The organism is Actinophytocola sp. (genome assembly GCF_036402745.1).
In the GTDB taxonomy this organism is placed as follows: domain Bacteria; phylum Actinomycetota; class Actinomycetes; order Mycobacteriales; family Pseudonocardiaceae; genus Actinophytocola.
Genome location: NZ_DASWSJ010000175.1, coordinates 1 through 16,411 on the forward strand (window position 1 = coordinate 1; position 16,411 = coordinate 16,411).

The following is a 16,411-nucleotide window of genomic DNA, read 5'->3' on the forward strand; positions in this document are numbered from 1 at the left end:
CGTCGTCATGGGGGTGACCGGGTCGGGGAAGTCCACCGTCGGTGAGGCGCTGGCCCGCGAGCTCGGCGTGCCGTACGCCGACGCGGACAGCTTCCACAGCGCGGCCAACGTCGCCAAGATGGCCGCCGGCCACCCGCTGGACGACGACGACCGGCGGCCGTGGCTCGGGGCCATCGGCGAGTGGCTGGCCGGGCACGAGGACACGGGCGCGGTCGTCACGTGCTCGGCCCTGCGCCGCCGGTACCGCGACGTGCTGCGGGAGAAGGCGCCGGCCGTCGAGTTCGTGCACCTCGACGGCGAGAAGGAGACCGTGCGGCGGCGGGTCGCCGAGCGGACCGGACACTTCATGCCCGAGTCCCTCGTCGACTCGCAGTTCGCCGCCCTGGAACCACTCGGCGACGACGAGCGCGGGGTCGTGCTCGACCTGGCCGCACCCGTCGCCGACCTCGTGGCCGCCGCCGCTAGAAGAGCTTCGAGCCCTGGTCGATGATCGTGAGGACCGACAGGACGCCGAACAGGGCCACCGACCAGCCCAGCACCAGCACCCGGCCGCCGCGGACCTTGATCTCCTCCGGCAGCACGCGGCGGTTGAGCACGATCAGCAGCGCCGAGTAGATGAACATCATCAACCCGCCCACGCACGCCGAGATCACCAGCAGGATCAGCGGCTGGGCGAAGCCCGCGAGCACGATGACGCACCCGACCAGCACCAGCCCCCACACCACGCCGAAGTAGAGCGTGCTCTCCTTCACCCGCTGCGCGTAGGAGGTCTTGACGACGTCGGCCACCAGGCGGCTCGTGTAGTCCACGATGCCCAGTGCCGCGGCGAAGAGCGCGAACGCGCCGATGATCCAGAAGAACGTGCCGAACCAGCGGCCGACCGTGTCGCTGAGGACGTTGCCCTCGATCTGCAGGAACCCGATGCCGTTGGGCAGGTCGGCGCGGCCGAAGACGGTGGAGTAGGACAGCAGCGAGGTGAACAGGATCGACAGGAACGTGATCAGCACGAACGTGGAGAGCTGCTCCCGGTTGGCGAAGCGCCACCACGCGCGCCAGCGGCCCAGGTGCTCCTCGGTCGGCTCGAAGATGAAGCCGGTGCTCGGCGCGGCCTCGGGCTTGCCGGTGACCGGGCTCGTGATGCGCGGGACGTAGCGGCCCATGCCGAAGCCCTTGTCCCGAATCCAGTTGCTCTGCACCAGGTTCTGCCCGCCGCCGGCCCCGGCGAACGCGAGCGCGCCGAGCAGCAGCGCGAACCCGAGCTCGGTGGGGACGGTCGCGTCGGTCACGATCTTCGGCACGTCCGCCCACGCGTTCGCGCTGATCGCGACGAACGCGCCGACGACCAGCAGCACCAGCACGGCGGCGACCTTGAGCATCTCGGCACGTTCGAGCGCGACGTAGACGACCGGTGCGAGCGTGAGGATGAGCCCGATGGCGAGCAGCATGCCGACGGCGATCCAGGTGACCGAGCCGCCCCACAGGTAGGTGACGAGCGTCGCCGAGCTCGTGACCCAGCCGGGCCACAGGTTGGCGAGGATCGTGAGGATGGCGAACACCAGGCCCCAGTGCCGCCAGAACCGGCTGAACCCGGTGAGCGCGGTCTCGCCGGTGGCCAGCGTGTACCGCTCGATCTCCATGTTCAGGAAGAACTGCGTGACCAGGCCCACGAGCGCGGCCCAGACGAACACGAGCCCGACCTGCGAGGCGATGTACGGGAAGAGGATGAACTCGCCCGACGCGAGGCCGACCCCGGCGGCGACGATGCCGGGACCGATGATGCGCCAGGTGGCGGCCGGCGGCTCGGGTAACGGCCGGAGCTCGGGTTTTGCCAGGTACTTCGCGGGAAACCGGTCGACGACCGAGACCGTCACTTCGTTGTGCTGCCTGGTCACTTTCATCCCCTCTCAACGCAGGGTTAGTTGGGGAATTTTATCCGCACTTCGCGGCACCCGTGTTGTTGATCCTTTGTGGACATACGTTTGCCCTGGTCGTCTCGTTGGGGCGATCTGGGTGTAGTTTCAGCGGTGATGAAGACGATGATCGACTTCGAGACTGCCCGGGGCTTCGCGATTCCGATGACGGCGCGGTTCCGGGGGATCGACGTGCGTGCGGGCATGCTCATCGAGGGGCCGGCCGGCTGGGGTGAGTTCTCCGCGTTCGCCGAGTACGACGATCGGGAGTCGGCGTCCTGGCTGACGGCGGCCATCGAGGCCTGCACGGTCGGGTGGCCGGACCCGGTGCGCGGGCGGGTGCCGATCAACGCGACGGTGCCGGTCGTCGGGGCGCAGCGGGCCTACGCGATCGCCGCCTCGTCGGGGTGCCGGACGGTCAAGGTCAAGGTCGCCGAGTCGCCGCTCGGGGACGACCTCGAGCGGCTGGCCGCCGTGCGGGACGCGGTGGGGCCGGCGGGGGCGGTGCGCTGCGACGCCAACGGCGCGTGGGACGTGGACACGGCCGTCGCGGTGATCCCCCAGCTGGACCGGGCGGCCGGCGGGCTCGAGTACGTGGAGCAGCCGTGCCGCACGGTCGACGAGCTGGCCGCCGTGCGCCGCCGGGTCGGCGTGCGGATCGCGGCGGACGAGTCGATCCGGCGGGCCGAGGATCCGCTGCGGGTGGCCGTCGCGGAGGCCGCGGACATCGCGGTGCTCAAGGTCGCGCCGCTCGGGGGCGTGCGGCGGGCGCTGCGGGTGGCCGAGGCGTGCGGGCTGCCGTGCGTCGTGTCGTCGGCACTGGAGACGAGCGTCGGGCTCGCGGCCGGGCTCGCGCTGGCGGGCGCGCTGCCGTCGCTGGACTTCGCGTGCGGGCTGGGGACGTTGTCGTTGCTCGAGTCCGACCTGGTGGGGAACGCGCGGTCGCTGCGGCCGGTGGACGGCTACCTGCCGGTGGCGCCGGTGCCGCCGACGCCGGACCCCGAGCTGCTGGACCGGTACGCGATCGCCGACCCGGCGAAAGCCGCCTGGTGGCGCGACCGCCTCGCCCGGCTGGTCGAGCAGGGCCGCGTGCTCAGCTGAGCGCCTCCGCGCGGGTGGGGCCCGACTGGGCACCCCAGCGCGTGGTCGACAGGCCGGCCACCCGGACCGCCCACCTCGTCGCCTCGACCAGGGAGCTGCCGCGCGCCAGGCCGTCGGCCAGCGCGCCGCAGAAACTGTCACCCGCGCCCGTCGCGTCGACGGCGGCCACCTCGATCGCCGGGACGTGCGTCGTCTCGCCGTGCTCGACGACCAGGGCGCCGTCCGCGCCCAGGGTGACCACCACGGCACCGGGCCCCGCCAGCGAGCCGGCAAGCGCCGCGGCCTCGGCCGGGGTCGCCGGCTCGGGGGCACCACACAGGACCCCCAGCTCGGAGCGGTTCGGCACCAGAACGTCGACCTCGGACAGCACCTCGGGAGCCAACGGCCGGGCCGGCGCGGGGTTCAGGACCACCCGGCCACCGGCCGCCCGCACGGCCGCCGCGACGACGTCCTCGGCGATCTCCAGCTGTACCAGCGTCACCGCCGCCTCGGCCAGCAACGAGGCCGCCGCGGTGAGGTCGGCCGTGCTGAGCCGCGCGTTGGCCCCGGGGCTCACGGCGATCGTGTTCTCGCCGCCCTCGGCGACCGTGATCAGCGCGATCCCGCTCGGCACGTCCGACACCCGGCGCAGCCACGACATGTCGACGCCGGCGTCGGACAGCGCGTCGATGATCGTCGGGGCGAGCGAGTCGTCGCCGACGCAGCCCACGAACGCGACCGGGCTGCCCAGCCGGGCGGCGGCCACCGACTGGTTGGCCCCCTTGCCGCCGGGCGTCCGCAGGTGGTCGCCGCCGAGCACCGTCTCGCCGGCGCCGGGCAGCGCCGGGACCGGCACCACGAAGTCCACGTTGCAGCTACCGACGACCGCGATCATTGCGCGCTGGACCGCGCCCACAGGTTGATGCCGCTGTCCTCGGCGTGCCGGTCGATCTCGGCCAGCTCGTCGTCGGTGAGCTCGAGGGTGTCCAGCGCCGCCAGATTGTCCTCCAGCTGCCGCACGCTCGACGCGCCGATGAGCGTCGAGGTCATCCGCGGGTCGCGCAGGGTCCAGGCCAGCGCCAGCTGCGCGAGCGTCTGGCCACGCCGCCGTGCGATCTCGTTCAGCGCGCGGATCCGGTCGAGGTTCTCCTCGCTCAGCATGTCCTTCGACAGCGACCCCTCGCGGCTCGCGCGCGAGCCCTCCGGCACGCCGTTGAGGTAGCGGTCGGTGAGCATGCCCTGCGCCAACGGGGAGAACCCGATGCAGCCGACGCCGAGCTCGCCGAGCGTGTCCAGCAACTCCGGCTCGATCCAGCGGTTGAGCATCGAGTACGACGGCTGGTGGATCAGCAGCCGCACGCCCATGCCGGCGAGCAGCGCGTGCGCCTCGCGGGTCTTGGCCGGCGAGTACGACGAGATGCCGACGTAGAGCGCCTTGCCCTGCTGGACGGCCGACGCGAGCGCGCCCATGGTCTCGTCGAGCGGCGTGTCGGGGTCGAACCGGTGGGAGTAGAAGATGTCGACGTAGTCCAGGCCCATCCGGGCCAGGCTCTGGTCGAGGCTCGCGAGCACGTACTTGCGCGACCCGCCGCCCTGGCCGTACGGGCCGGGCCACATGTCGTAGCCGGCCTTGGTGGAGACGACCAGCTCGTCGCGGTAGGGCCGGAAGTCCTCGGCGAGCAGCCGGCCGAAGTTCGACTCGGCCGAGCCGTAGGGCGGGCCGTAGTTGTTGGCCAGGTCGAAGTGGGTGACGCCGCGGTCGAACGCGCGCCGCAGGATGGCCCGGCACTGCTCGAGCGGCACCTCGGTGCCGAAGTTCTGCCACAGGCCCAGCGAGATCGCGGGCAGTTGCAGGCCGCTGGCACCGGTCCGGCGGTAGGCCATGTGGTCGTAGCGGTCCTCTGCGGCGCCGAAGCTCATTTTCTCGCGTCTCCTCGATCTTCCGTCGCGGGTAGCGTGCATGGTATGTCCGAGCTGGTGGGCAACGTCGGCTGGATGGGCTGGAACCTCGTCCTGGCCCTGGTTCCGCTCGGGCTGGCGCGGTTCCTGTTCGGTCACCGGCCGCGGCCCGCGTGGCTGCTGTGGACCGGTGGCGTGGTGTTCGTCGCGTTTCTGCCCAACGCGCCCTACGTGCTCACGGACGTGCTCCACCTCCCGCGCGAGCTGGCCGCCACGCACGCCGGCCCGTGGCTCGCCGCCGCGTTGCTGGCGCAGTACGCCTGCCTGGTGGGCGCGGGTTTCGTGGCCTACGTGCTGTCGCTGGTCCGGCTCGAGCGCTGGCTCGCCGAGCGCGGTGTGTCGCGGCGGGCGGTGCTGCTGACCGACCTCGGGCTGCACGGGCTGTGCGCGGTGGGGATCGTGCTGGGCCGGGTGTTCCGGTTCAACTCGTGGGACGTGGTGACCGACCCGCGCGGGCTGGTCGACGTGCTCGCGGTGCCGCAGCCCCGCACGCTGGCGGTCCTGCTGGTGCTGTTCGCGGTGCTCGCCGGCGGGGCGGCAGTGCTGCGCGCCCTGCCGGCGATCGTCGACCGCGCTGCTCGCTCGGTCTAGGGCAACGGCTGGCGGATCATCGGCCGCGCCGTTCGTGATCCACCAGACGCGCCTCAGCCCTCTTGCAGGTCGGCCAGCTTCTGCTTGACCGTGTTCAGCTCGGCCTCCAGCTCGGCGAGCCGCGACTGGTGCTGCTCGCGGGCGGCGTCGAGCACGCTCTCGATGGCCTTGGAGATGTCCTCGTGCAGCTCCGCGGCCGCTCGGGAGACGGCCGCGGCCGGGATCGAGAGGCCCTGCAGCATGCGGGTGCCGCTCTGGGACAGCTCGGCCTGCCACTCGCCGTCCATGGTGCCGGTGACCGTGAGGGTCAGCTCGACGGTGCGGGTCTTGCGGGCGGTGCTGCCGGGCTTGCGCCCGCGCTTGCGCGGCTCCGCCGCAGGCTCCTCTGCCTGCGACTCGACCGCGGGGGCCGGGGCTTCGGTCGGCTGCTCAGCGTCCGCGTTGGCCTCGCTGGGGGTGGACACCATCACGCTCCTTCGTCGTCACACATGTGCGGGAGGCAAACATTAGAACATGCGTTCCCCATGCGCGCACCGGGGCGTTGATCAGTCCTTGCGGTTGGTGAGGGCGAGGCTCGCGCCGAGGCCGATCATCATCAGCCCGCCGGTGCCGCCGATCATCCGCAGCCGGCGCGGGGAGCGGGCGAACCACTCCCGGGCCGTCCCCGCGACGAAGGCCCACCCGCTGTCGCACAGCACCGCGATCAGCGGGAACAGCGTGCCCAGCAGGAGCATCCGCAGCGAGCCGTCGGTGAACTGGGGCAGCGCCACCACCAGGAACACGATCGTCTTCGGGTTGGTGAAGCCCACGACGACACCGTCGCGCCACGCGCGGGCCGGGCCGATATCCCGCACGGACGCGGCGAGCGCGTCGGTGACCCCGCGGCGGTGCCGGATGGCCCGCACGCCCAGGTAGACCAGGTACGCGGCACCGGCCAGCTTGATGACCGTGAACACCACGGCCGACCGCTCCACGATCACCCCGACGCCGAACGCCACCGCGACCACCTGCAGGTACGCGCCCGTCGCGTTGCCCACGACGGTCAGCAGCGCCTCGCGGCGGCCGACGGTGAGCGCGCGACCGATGGTGAACAGCACGCTGGGCCCCGGGATCACGATCATGACCAGCGACAGGGCCGCGAACGCCAGTACCTGGCTCGTCGACATGCGGGCAGCCTAGGCCGGCACCCGCACCACGTCCTCCGATTTCGCCCGCACCGCCACCCCGAGCACGACGACCGCGATGGCCGCGACCGCGGTGAGCGCGATCCCCCGCTCCACCAGACCCAGCGGCACGAACAGCCACCACGGCCCGCCGCCCGCGGCCATCCGCACGACCCCGACGACGATCAGCCCGAACAGGCCCAGCGAGGCGACGCCGAAGCCCCGCGCGGCCAGCCGCCAGCGCGCCGAGTCCGGGAACACCGCCCGCGCGATGACGAGCACCGCGATCGGCAGCGCGACGAACCCGACCACGCTGGCGTAGCGGTGGATCGTGCCGCCCGTGCTCGGCCCGACCGTCCAGTCCGTCTTGGTGAACCAGACGACGACCAGCAGGCTCAGTGTCCACAGTGCACCCAGCACGGTGGGTCCCGACAGTGGCCGGACGTACCGCTCGCGGACCAGCACGACGAAGGCCAGCGCGGACCCGAGGGCGATCAGCAGCACCGACAGGTCGAAGATCCACTTGTTCGGGCCCAGCGCGTACTGGCTGAGCGTGCGCCGGACCGGGCTGATCTCGTTGGTGGGCGGCAGCACGTGCAACGCCAGCATCAGCACGACCCCGGCCACCAGCGAGCACACGCTCGCCAGCGCCGCCGTTCTTCCCGAGGACATGCGTCCGACACTAACCACCGAAGGTGAGAGAACGGTAAGACGACAAACCGGACGAACTCAACCCCGGCTGTCGATCAGCACCGCGATGCCGTCGAGCAGCCGTGCCAGCCCGAACACGAAGTCCTCGTCCGGCATCTCGTCGTTGCCGTCCCCGGCGGGGTCGAACACGTTGGCCGCGAGCACCTCGTGCAGCGCCGGGAACTCCGCCGGGTCGGTGAGCGTGGTGAGCAGCGTGCCGTAGTTGGCCATCATGTCGAGCGCGGCCTGGTCACCGGTGGCGAACGCCTGGTTGATCTGCCCGGTGAGGCTGGCCCAGCTGCGGGTGAAGCTCGAGACCGTGAGGATCACCGACATCTTCTCGTGCGGCTGCAGCGGGGCGCCCCCCAGGCAGCGCAGCCCCTGCTCGAGGTAGGCGATCTGGTTCGGCGTGATCGGCGGCGCGTTGATCGGCACCTGCATCGCCCACGGGTGCCGCCGGTACGCGGCGAGCTCGGCCCACGCCCACCGCTCCAGGCCGGCCCGCCAGCCGTCGTCGCCGGCGATGTCCGGCATCGAGCCGAGTGCCGCGTCGACCATCAGCGCCAGCAGCTCGTCCTTGGCCGCGACGTAGCGGTAGAGCGACATGGCCGACGTGCCCAGCTCCTTCGCGACCCGGCTCATCGACACCGCGCCGATCCCCTCGTCGGCGGCGACGGCGACCCCCGCGGCCACCACCCGCTCGAGGCTCAGACCGGCCTTCGGTCCCTTGGTCGGCCGTTCCCGCACGCCCCAGGCCCGCTCGAAGCTGGCCGGAAGACCGGTGCCGCGCTCACTCATCCCTGGTTCCTACCCCGACCCGACATCAGGGAAAACCCCGATGTACTGTTTACGACCTACGCAGTAGAGTTTACGCTATACGCAGTGCGCACCGCGGTTCACGAGCTGGTCCCCCCGAACACCTGAGAAAGAAGGAATCCCCATGCCCGACGAGCCAGCCATCGAGGCTACTGGTCTCGAGAAGTCCTACGGCACGGTGCGGGTGCTCTCCGGCGTCGACGTCCGGGTAGCCCGAGGCAGCGTGTTCTCGCTGCTCGGCCCGAACGGCGCCGGCAAGACCACCATGGTGCGCATCCTGTCCACGCTGCTCCAGCCGGACGCCGGCACGGCCACCGTGGCCGGGTTCGACACCGTCCGCGAGCGCGCCCAGGTCCGCCGCAGCATCAGCCTGACCGGCCAGGACACCGCGATCGACGAGCTGCAGACCGGGGCGGAGAACCTGCGGATGATGGCCCGGCTGTGCCGGCTGTCCAAGGCAGAGGCGCGGGCCAGGGCGACCGAGCTGCTCGAGCAGTTCGACCTGACCGCCGCCGCGCGCCGCCGGGTCGGCACGTACTCCGGCGGCATGCGCCGGCGCCTCGACCTCGCCGCGAGCCTCATCGTGCGGCCCGCGGTGATCTTCCTGGACGAGCCGACCACCGGCCTGGACCCGCGCAGCCGGCAGGCGGTGTGGGAGGTGGTCACCGACCTCACCCGCTCGGGCGTGACGATCTTCCTGACCACCCAGTACCTGGAGGAGGCCGACAAGCTCGCCGACCGCATCGCCGTGATGGACGGCGGGACGATCGTGGCCGAGGGCACCTCCGCGGAGCTCAAGCAGCAGGTCGCCGGGCACCGGCTGGACCTGACCGCGGTCGACCAGGACGCGTTCGCCGAGCTGATGGGTGTGCTCGGCCCGCGGGCCGTCCAGCCGGTCGACGACCGGCGCACGGTGTCCGTCGCCACCGACGGCAGCGCCGGGCACGTGCGGGCGCTGCTCGACGAGCTCGACCCCAGGCGCGCGACGGTGGCCCGCTTCACCGTCCACAGTGCCACCCTCGACGACGTCTTCCTCGCCCTGACCGGGCACACCACCACCACCGAGCCCGAGAAGGAGACCGCCGGTGTCTGAGCTCACCCTTGCCCGCCCCGCCTCGTTGGGCGGCGACGCGCGCGTGATGGTCGGCCGCTCCGTGCGGCTGTCCCTGCGCAACATGGACGCGCTGTTCACCGCGCTGTTCCTGCCGGTCATGCTGATGCTGCTGTTCGTCTACCTGTTCGGCGGCGCCATCGAGACCGGCACCGAGTACGTGACCTACGTGGTGCCGGGCGTGATCCTGCTGTGCGCCGGCTTCGGCTCCTCGCTCACCGCGGTCGCGGTCACGCAGGACATGAACGGCGGCATCATGGACCGCTTCCGGTCGATGGACATCAGCGGCGCCGCGGTGCTCGCCGGGCACGTCGTGGCGAGCGTCAGCCGCAACCTGATGTCGACCGTGCTGGTGCTGTCGGTCGCGTTCCTGATCGGGTTCCGGCCTTCGGCGTCCGTTGTGGACTATCTGGCGGCGGTCGGGGTCCTGCTGCTGTTCGTGCTCGCGTTCTCCTGGGTCTCGGCGGCGGTCGGGCTGATCGCGCGGTCCGCGGAGGCGGCCGGTGGGTTCACGTTCCTCGTGATGTTCCTGCCGTACCCGAGCAGCGCCTTCGTGCCGATCGACACGATGCCTTCGTGGATCCACGGGTTCGCCGAGCACCAGCCGTTCACGCCGGTGATCGAGTCGATGCGTGGTCTGCTGCTCGGTACGCCGGTGGGGAACTCCGGGTGGCTCGCTGTGGCTTGGTGCGGGGGGATTCTCCTGGTCGCCGTGACCGCGTCCGGGTTCTTGTTCCGGCGCCGCATTTCCTGACCCGCTCCGGGGGGTGCGGGGGGTGCGACGAAGCCGGCCCGGTATGTGCTGGGCCGGCTTCGTCGTGTGCGGCTGGGGTTTCCGCCCGCTATCAGCGGAGGGTGATCTCCAGGGTGCCGTCCTTCGGGACCGACGCCCTGACCTCCGTGCCGCGGGTCGTCTGGACCACGTCGTAGTGGACCTGGCGGCCGTTGTAGGTCACCTTGCTCACCTGCTTGCCCGCCGGCAGCACCGCGCCGACGGTCAGGTCCGCTCGCACGTCGTGCAGGTGCACCTCGGTCAGCAGCGTGTCGCCGTCGCGCGTTGCCGCGACGTCCACCGAGCCTCGGGCCAGCTGGATGTCCGAGCCGGCGATTCTCGGCTGGCCGTCGGGCAGCTGTGGGATCACCGACAGCTTTCCGTTGCCCAGGTCCGGGGACACGCCGAGCTGCTGGTGCACGACCGGCCACAGGATCCCGTACGTGCCCCAGGCCTGCAGCGACATCGAGCGGTCGTAGAACGGCCGGTCGATGTTGGCCACGAAGTCCGGTGACGGGGCGATCTCCGGCATCGCGCCGGGGGCCTCGCGGACGGCCGGGTCCAGCTGAATCCGCGCGTTGCCCGTCGTGTAGGTCCGTTGTGGACCCAGGCGGCCGAAGTTGCCCTCCGCCACCGCCATCACGCCGGTGTTGAGCGAGAACGTCGATCGCTCGCTGGGCACTGTGGACACCACGGTGTCACACGACGGGCCCGGGTTGCCCGCCGGCGCGGAGGTTGGGCCGCTGCCGGTGTGGTAGAGCCCGAACTCGCCGGTGTAACAGTTCCTCTCCCGCTGGGTCAGCGCGGTCGTCCCGTGTGCCGGGGACGCGAGCGGGGTGCCGCCGGGCAGCTCGATCTCCATCGGGGAGACACCCGTCCAGTGGCGCTGGAAGATCGGCGTGTTGTCGTTGGCCGGGTTCGCCGGATCGTCGATCGACTCGGCGTAGGCCTTCGCGTCGCCGGGGGCCCACCACGTTGCCTCGAACCGCGACCGCAGCGTGGCCGCGCGGCCGCGGGCCCAGGTCTCGGTGGCGTGGTCGCCCTTGCTGGCGGCCATGTCCGCGAGGTCGAGCAGACCACGCACGTAGTACGCCGTGCTGTCCAGCTTCTCCACGCCCATCCCGGGCCGCTCGACGTTACCCAAGCCCTCCAGCCAGCCGTCGCCGTCCGCGTCCAGCGTCCTGTCCACGTACTTCAGGTTGCGGACCGTGAAGTCGTAGAGGTCGTCCCGGAAACCGTTGTCGCCGGTCCAGCGCCACACCAGGGCCACCGCGCTCGGGAACTTCACCGTCTCGTCGGTGTTGCCCGCGTCGTTGTTCGCTCCGAAGTAGACGTCGCCGGTGTGCACGACCTCGTGCACGAGCTTGCCGCTGCGCGCGTTGACGATCTCGCTGACGTCCCGCAGCCCGCGCAGGTGGGCCTTGATCGGCTCGAACTGGCCGGCGGCCACCGCGGCGAACGCGGTGTACTCGCCGTCGGTGCCGAACATCCACGGGTAGTCCGGGAAACCGGCGCCGTACCAGCGAGCTTCGTCCAGCGTGCCGGCCGGTGCCGGGTAGGCCCGGCCCTCGTCGACGTCACGCAGCTTCAGGTCGTGCGCCTCCTGCACCGAGTCGGCGAGGTTCTGCTTGCTCCACTCGACACTCTGCTGCAGCAGCCGGTCACCCGGCAGGTCGACGACGGTGTTGTGCGCCGTCGCGAGCCGTCCGTCCACCTTGGAGCGCAGCAGGCCGGCCGGGTTCTTCGAGGCCTTCGCGTACTCGGCGCGGGCCGCGGCCGGGCCCTGGTCCGAGCCGGCCACGGTGAACCACAGCGTGGTCGAGCGGCCGGGCGTGAGCGAGACGTCGTAGTTCAACCGGCCGCCGGTGCCCTTGCCGAACACCGAGTCGTCGCAGCGTGGCGGCGCGGCGCCGTCGGCCGGGCAGACCACGGCCGGGTCCTGCGGGCCGCGGTGGTCCGGGCCGAGCTCGTGGCCGGCGGGCCGGGCCGAGGAGCCGACGACCGCGGCGTAGTCGTGCGCGCCGGTGCCGGGCGAGGTGCCCTTCTCCCGGAAGGTCAGCGCGCCGTCCGCGTAGCCGCCGGTGTCGGGCAGGTTCACGGCGGCGGCGCCGGGGGTGGTCCAGCCCCACGGGTAGTTCGGCATCAGCTCGGAGTGCGCGTCCATCGCGAGCCGCACGGTGCGCCGCGAGTCGCTGCGCAGGGTCACGCCGATGACGTTGGCCCGCACGCCGTCGGGCGCGAAGTCGAGCCGGTCGACCTTCAGCCCGCCCTGGCCCGCGTAGTCGAACCGGTGGTAGCCCCAGCCCGCGGTGTAGCGGGTGGTGGCCACGTCGGCGCCGAGCCACGCGTCGTCGACGGCGAACCAGACACCGTCGAGCAGCTTCACCGGCGGCGTCCAGATGCCGCCCATCTCGCCCCGGATGTGCCAGCCGGTGGCCGGGTACAGGCCCGTCGAGTCGCCCATGGCGATCATCCGGTCGCCGGTGACCAGCGCCCGGCGGTCGGCCAGGCGGGTGGTCTCCGACAGCTCCACCAGTCTTCGGCCGGCCAGCGCACCCCCCGCGAACGAGTCCGCGCCCGCGGCCGGCGCCGCGGCGGCGACCGGCACGTTCAACGCGGTGGTGGCCAGCACGGCCAGGACTAAGGCAGCCTTGCTCCTCATCACTTCACGCCTCCAGCAGTCAGGCCGGCGATGATCCGGCGCTGGAAGATCAGGACCACGATGACCAGCGGCACGGTCACGATGACCCCGGCCGCCATCTTGGTCCCGAACGGACTGTCGAACCCGGACACACCGGTGAACTGGGAGATCGCGACCGTCGCGGTCTTCATCTGCTTCTCGTTGACCATGGACAGGGCGAAGATGAACTCGTTCCAGGCCGCGATGAACGTGATGATCGCGGTGGTGAACATGCCCGGCGCGGCCAGCGGGAGGATCACCCGGCGGAACGCCTGGCCACGGGTCAGCCCGTCCACCATGGCCGCCTCCTCCAGCTCCTTCGGCATCTGCCGGAAGAACGTGGCGAGCGTCCACACCGCGAGGGGCAGCGCGAACGAGAGGCTGGGCACGATCATCGCCTGGTAGGTGTCGATCCAGCCGATCTCGGTGAACAGCTTGAGCAGCGGCACGACGAGCGAGATCCCGGGGAACATCGAGGTCGCGATGATGATGCCGGCGGCGACGTTCTTGAACCGGAAGTTCAGCCGCGCCAGCGTGTACGCCGCGAACGTGCCGACGATCAGGGTGGCGATGGTGGTCACGCCGGCCACGACGACGCTGTTGAGCAGCGACCGCCAGAAGCCGACGCTCGGCCCGAACACCGCGGCGAAGTTCTCCGTGGACATCGGGCTCGGGAAGAAGGAGTTCTCGCCCTGGTCGTTGGGCCTGCGGAAGGCCGAGACGAGCATCCAGTAGAAGGGCGCGAGGCAGTAGACGACGATGATCAGGATGCCGAGGTTCAGCAGCCAGCGCCGCCCGGCGGGGGCGTTCCCGTTGGTGGTCATGCCGACACCGCCTCCGCCTTGGCCTTGCGCTTCGCCGCGTCCTTGTCGCGCACTCTCGCCTCGCCGATGAGGTCGGCGCCGAGGAGCTTGACGAACGCGTAGGCGATGATCGCGACGTAGAGGAACAGGATCGTCGCGTAGGCCGCGGCCGGCCCGTACCGCACGGCGTTGGCCTCGTCGAAGGCCAACATGGACAGTGTCTCCACCGACTGCTTGCGGGGTCCGATGAGGACGTAGGGCAGGTCGAAGATGCGCAGCACGTCCATGACCCGGAACAGCATCGCGACCAGCAGCGCCGGCTTCACCAGCGGCAGCGTGATCCGCCAGAACGTGCGCCAGCCGCTGGCACCGTCCACCCTGGCCGCCTCGTAGACGTCGTTGGGGATCATCTGCAGACCGGCCAGCACGAGCAGCCCGACGAACGGTGCGGTCTTCCACGTGTCCGCGATCAGCACCGCGACCTTGGCCTGGAAGCCCTCGGTGGTCCACAGGATCTGGGTGTTCAGGATCTGGTTCGCGATCCCGTCCGCCTGGAAGATCCACTGCCACAGCAGCGCGGACATGGCGGTCGGCACGGCCCACGGCACCAGGATGCTCGCGCGCACCATGCCTCTGCCGCGCAGCGCGTGGTGCATGACCAGCGCCATCGCCACGCCCAGCACGACCTCGATCGCCACGCCGACGATGGTGAAGAACGTGGTGTTGAAGAAGGCGTTCCAGAACCGGCTGGCGACCTCGCCGGAGAAGATGGCCGAGTAGTGGTCGATGCCGACGAACTTCTCGCCCGAGACGACGAACCCGCTCGCGTCGAGGCCCTCCGACTTGCGGTACAGCGACTCGCGGAGGGCGGCGATGAGCGGGTAGACGATCACCAGCGCCAGCACGACGAACGTGGGTGAGAGCAGGCCGAAGGCCAGCCGCCCGTGGCGTTGTGGGCTGGTGGTTACGTTGCCGCCGGTGGTGGCGGGCACTAAGGCAGGCGCGGTCACGACGATCTCCCGTTGGTTGGTCGGGGGAAGGTCCGGCCGGGCGGCACACGCGCCGCCCGGCCGGACGCCTCGCCGTTACTGCTTGGTCAGCTCTTCGAGCTTGGTCTGCAGATCCGACAGCGCCTGGTCGGTGGGCTTGTCACCGGTCATCGCGCTGTACGCGGCCTCCTGGATGGCCGCCGTGACGTCGCCGTACTTGACGACCTTCGGCCGCGGCGCCGCATTGTCGATCGATGCCTTCAGCGTGGGCAGGTACGGGAACTTCTCCTTCAGGGCCGCCTCGTCGTACAGCGCCGACCGGGTCGGTGCCTGCGAGGTGGCGAGCAGGTTGGACCGCTCGGCCTCCTCGCTGGAGAAGAACTTGATGAAGTCCAGCGCCGTCGCCTTGTTCGGCGCGAACGCCGAGATCGCGAAGTTGTGACCGCCCAGAGTGGACACTCCGGGGCCGTCCTTGCCGGGCAGCGGCGCGACGTCGAACTTGCCGGCCACCTTGGACGAACCGTCGGTGGCGTTGGCCTTCGCCCACTGGTACGGCCACTGACGGTGGAAGAGCAGCTGGCCGTCCTGGAACGCGCGGCGGCCCGGCTCCTCCTGGTAGGTGATCGCGGCCTTCGGGATCTCGCCCGACTTCAGGCCGTCGACCAGGAAGTTGAGACCGTCCTTGGCCTGCTGCGAGTTGACCGTCGGCTTGCCGCTGTCGTCGACCACGGTGCCGCCCGCGGACTGCACGGCCTCGGAGAAGTTCACCGTGAGGCCCTCGTACTTGTCGAACTGGCCCGCGTAGCAGCCGATGCTCTTGGCCTCGGGCAGCGCCTTGACCTTGTCACATGCGGTCTTCATCTCGGCCCAGGTCTTGGGCGGCTCGCTGACGCCGGCCTTCGTGAGCAGGTCCTTGCGGTAGTAGAGCAGGCCACCGTCGGAGTACACCGGCATCGCGTACATCTTGTCGCGGTACATGGCGGTGTCGACGGCCGGCTTGAGGAACTTGTCCAGGTCGAACTGGTCCTGCGGCAGCGCCACGATCCACCGGTTCGCGGCGAACTCCGCGGTCCAGATGACGTCCAGGTTGAGCACGCTGTACTCGGCGGACTCCACCTGGGCGTTCTGGATCATGCGGTTCCGCTGCTCGTCAGCGGCCTCCGGCAGTTCGGTGATCGTCACCTTCTCGTCGGGGTGGTCGGTGTTCCACTGGTCGACCAGCTTCTGCATGTTGCCCGACGTGTCCTTGCCGGTCGCGAACGTGATGGGCCCGCGTCCCTCCAGCTTCGGGGCGGCGCCACCGCCACCCCCGCTGTTGTCGCCGCCGCCGCTGCCGCTGCTACCGCAGCCGCCCAGCACGACGGCCGCCGCGGCCAGCAACGCAGCAGTGCGCGCCCTTGCTCCAGCACTCATTTCCGTTTACTCCTGTCGATCCGTGACTGCACCGCACCTTGCTATTTCCTGCCACGCGGAACAAGTGCACAGTCAAGGGCTTCCTGAATGGGCACGTGAGGACACCACGGATCTAGCCGCGACCGGGCGAACTGCCGCCCCCGCGCGGGTCCACCGTTGAGTCATCCTCGACTCCCTACGCCGGTCCACTTCGGACCCGGCATTCGATGCGACTGCATAACCTGTGGCACGATTCGGCCACTTGATCGGTTAATGGCGGACAAGCCTGGACCAGCCCGCGCTTTGAAGTCAAGCCCGACCCATCCGCATCCGGCCGAAGGGAGGCCTGGTGGCCACCGAACAGCCCACAGGCACCAACCCCGATCTCATTCCGACACCGCCTCGTGGCTTTCCGCCACCGGTTCCGGCCCCACCGAACCGGCGTGGGCCCGCTG

The 16,411-nt window shown here is 70.8% G+C and carries 16 protein-coding genes; 5 read left to right on the top strand and 11 right to left on the bottom strand.

The window, feature by feature from the left end; genetic code table 11:
- On the top strand, nt 1–490 hold a 490-nt coding region (locus VGD70_RS17260; protein ID WP_331082491.1), incomplete at its 5' end, for a gluconokinase.
- On the opposite strand, the gene VGD70_RS17265 is transcribed toward VGD70_RS17260, so the two are convergent.
- Nucleotides 462–1,898 (bottom strand): Nramp family divalent metal transporter, encoded by a 1,437-nt coding sequence (locus VGD70_RS17265; RefSeq protein WP_331082492.1) that lies wholly within the window; start codon nt 1,896–1,898, stop codon nt 462–464. The genes VGD70_RS17260 and VGD70_RS17265 overlap by 29 nt on opposite strands.
- A gap of 129 nt (nt 1,899–2,027) precedes the next feature.
- Here VGD70_RS17265 and VGD70_RS17270 point away from each other — a divergent pair, with 129 nt between their 5' ends.
- The gene (locus VGD70_RS17270) at nt 2,028–3,011 is read left to right on the top strand and encodes an o-succinylbenzoate synthase (protein WP_331082493.1); all 984 of its coding nucleotides are present in this window, start codon (nt 2,028–2,030) and stop codon (nt 3,009–3,011) included.
- Here VGD70_RS17270 and VGD70_RS17275 read toward each other — a convergent pair.
- Nucleotides 3,004–3,885, bottom strand: a complete 882-nt coding sequence (locus tag VGD70_RS17275) for a ribokinase (RefSeq protein WP_331082494.1) — start codon at nt 3,883–3,885, stop codon at nt 3,004–3,006. The genes VGD70_RS17270 and VGD70_RS17275 overlap by 8 nt on opposite strands.
- A complete protein-coding gene (gene mgrA, locus VGD70_RS17280) occupies nt 3,882–4,910 on the bottom strand; it encodes an L-glyceraldehyde 3-phosphate reductase (protein WP_331082495.1) in 1,029 nt (342 codons plus the stop codon). The genes VGD70_RS17275 and mgrA overlap by 4 nt, the downstream gene beginning before the upstream one ends.
- A 45-nt stretch (nt 4,911–4,955) precedes the next feature.
- Here mgrA and VGD70_RS17285 point away from each other — a divergent pair, with 45 nt between their 5' ends.
- Nucleotides 4,956–5,540, top strand: coding sequence for a DUF1361 domain-containing protein (locus tag VGD70_RS17285; RefSeq protein WP_331082496.1), 585 nt, complete (start codon nt 4,956–4,958; stop codon nt 5,538–5,540).
- A gap of 53 nt (nt 5,541–5,593) precedes the next feature.
- On the opposite strand, the gene VGD70_RS17290 is transcribed toward VGD70_RS17285, so the two are convergent.
- The 4 genes from VGD70_RS17290 to VGD70_RS17305 form a co-directional block, all read right to left on the bottom strand.
- The gene (locus VGD70_RS17290; RefSeq protein WP_331082497.1) at nt 5,594–6,004 is read right to left on the bottom strand and encodes a DUF6319 family protein; all 411 of its coding nucleotides are present in this window, start codon (nt 6,002–6,004) and stop codon (nt 5,594–5,596) included.
- A gap of 81 nt (nt 6,005–6,085) precedes the next feature.
- Complete coding sequence (locus VGD70_RS17295; protein ID WP_331082498.1) at nt 6,086–6,706, bottom strand: LysE family translocator; 621 nt, start codon at nt 6,704–6,706, stop codon at nt 6,086–6,088.
- 9 nt (nt 6,707–6,715) lie between these two features.
- Complete coding sequence (locus tag VGD70_RS17300) at nt 6,716–7,375, bottom strand: DUF998 domain-containing protein (protein ID WP_331082499.1); 660 nt, start codon at nt 7,373–7,375, stop codon at nt 6,716–6,718.
- A gap of 57 nt (nt 7,376–7,432) precedes the next feature.
- Nucleotides 7,433–8,191 carry a TetR/AcrR family transcriptional regulator gene (locus VGD70_RS17305; RefSeq protein WP_331082500.1) on the bottom strand — a complete coding sequence of 253 codons (759 nt, stop codon included), beginning with the start codon at nt 8,189–8,191 and terminating at the stop codon, nt 7,433–7,435.
- 142 nt (nt 8,192–8,333) lie between these two features.
- Here VGD70_RS17305 and VGD70_RS17310 point away from each other — a divergent pair, with 142 nt between their 5' ends.
- Both VGD70_RS17310 and VGD70_RS17315 read left to right on the top strand, forming a co-directional pair.
- The gene (locus tag VGD70_RS17310; protein ID WP_331082501.1) at nt 8,334–9,302 is read left to right on the top strand and encodes an ATP-binding cassette domain-containing protein; all 969 of its coding nucleotides are present in this window, start codon (nt 8,334–8,336) and stop codon (nt 9,300–9,302) included.
- Nucleotides 9,295–10,074 (top strand): ABC transporter permease, encoded by a 780-nt coding sequence (locus VGD70_RS17315; RefSeq protein WP_331082502.1) that lies wholly within the window; start codon nt 9,295–9,297, stop codon nt 10,072–10,074. Before VGD70_RS17310 ends, VGD70_RS17315 begins: the two co-directional genes overlap by 8 nt.
- 91 nt (nt 10,075–10,165) lie before the next feature.
- Here the strand turns inward: VGD70_RS17315 and VGD70_RS17320 are convergent, their stop codons facing one another.
- The 4 genes from VGD70_RS17320 to VGD70_RS17335 form a co-directional block, all read right to left on the bottom strand.
- Nucleotides 10,166–12,754, bottom strand: coding sequence for a hypothetical protein (locus VGD70_RS17320; protein ID WP_331082503.1), 2,589 nt, complete (start codon nt 12,752–12,754; stop codon nt 10,166–10,168).
- Nucleotides 12,754–13,596, bottom strand: coding sequence for a carbohydrate ABC transporter permease (locus VGD70_RS17325; protein WP_331082504.1), 843 nt, complete (start codon nt 13,594–13,596; stop codon nt 12,754–12,756). The genes VGD70_RS17320 and VGD70_RS17325 overlap by 1 nt, the downstream gene beginning before the upstream one ends.
- Nucleotides 13,593–14,585 carry a sugar ABC transporter permease gene (locus VGD70_RS17330; protein ID WP_331082505.1) on the bottom strand — a complete coding sequence of 331 codons (993 nt, stop codon included), beginning with the start codon at nt 14,583–14,585 and terminating at the stop codon, nt 13,593–13,595. The genes VGD70_RS17325 and VGD70_RS17330 overlap by 4 nt, the downstream gene beginning before the upstream one ends.
- A 75-nt stretch (nt 14,586–14,660) precedes the next feature.
- Nucleotides 14,661–15,977 carry an ABC transporter substrate-binding protein gene (locus tag VGD70_RS17335; RefSeq protein ID WP_331082506.1) on the bottom strand — a complete coding sequence of 439 codons (1,317 nt, stop codon included), beginning with the start codon at nt 15,975–15,977 and terminating at the stop codon, nt 14,661–14,663.
- Nucleotides 15,978–16,411 lie beyond the last annotated feature (434 nt).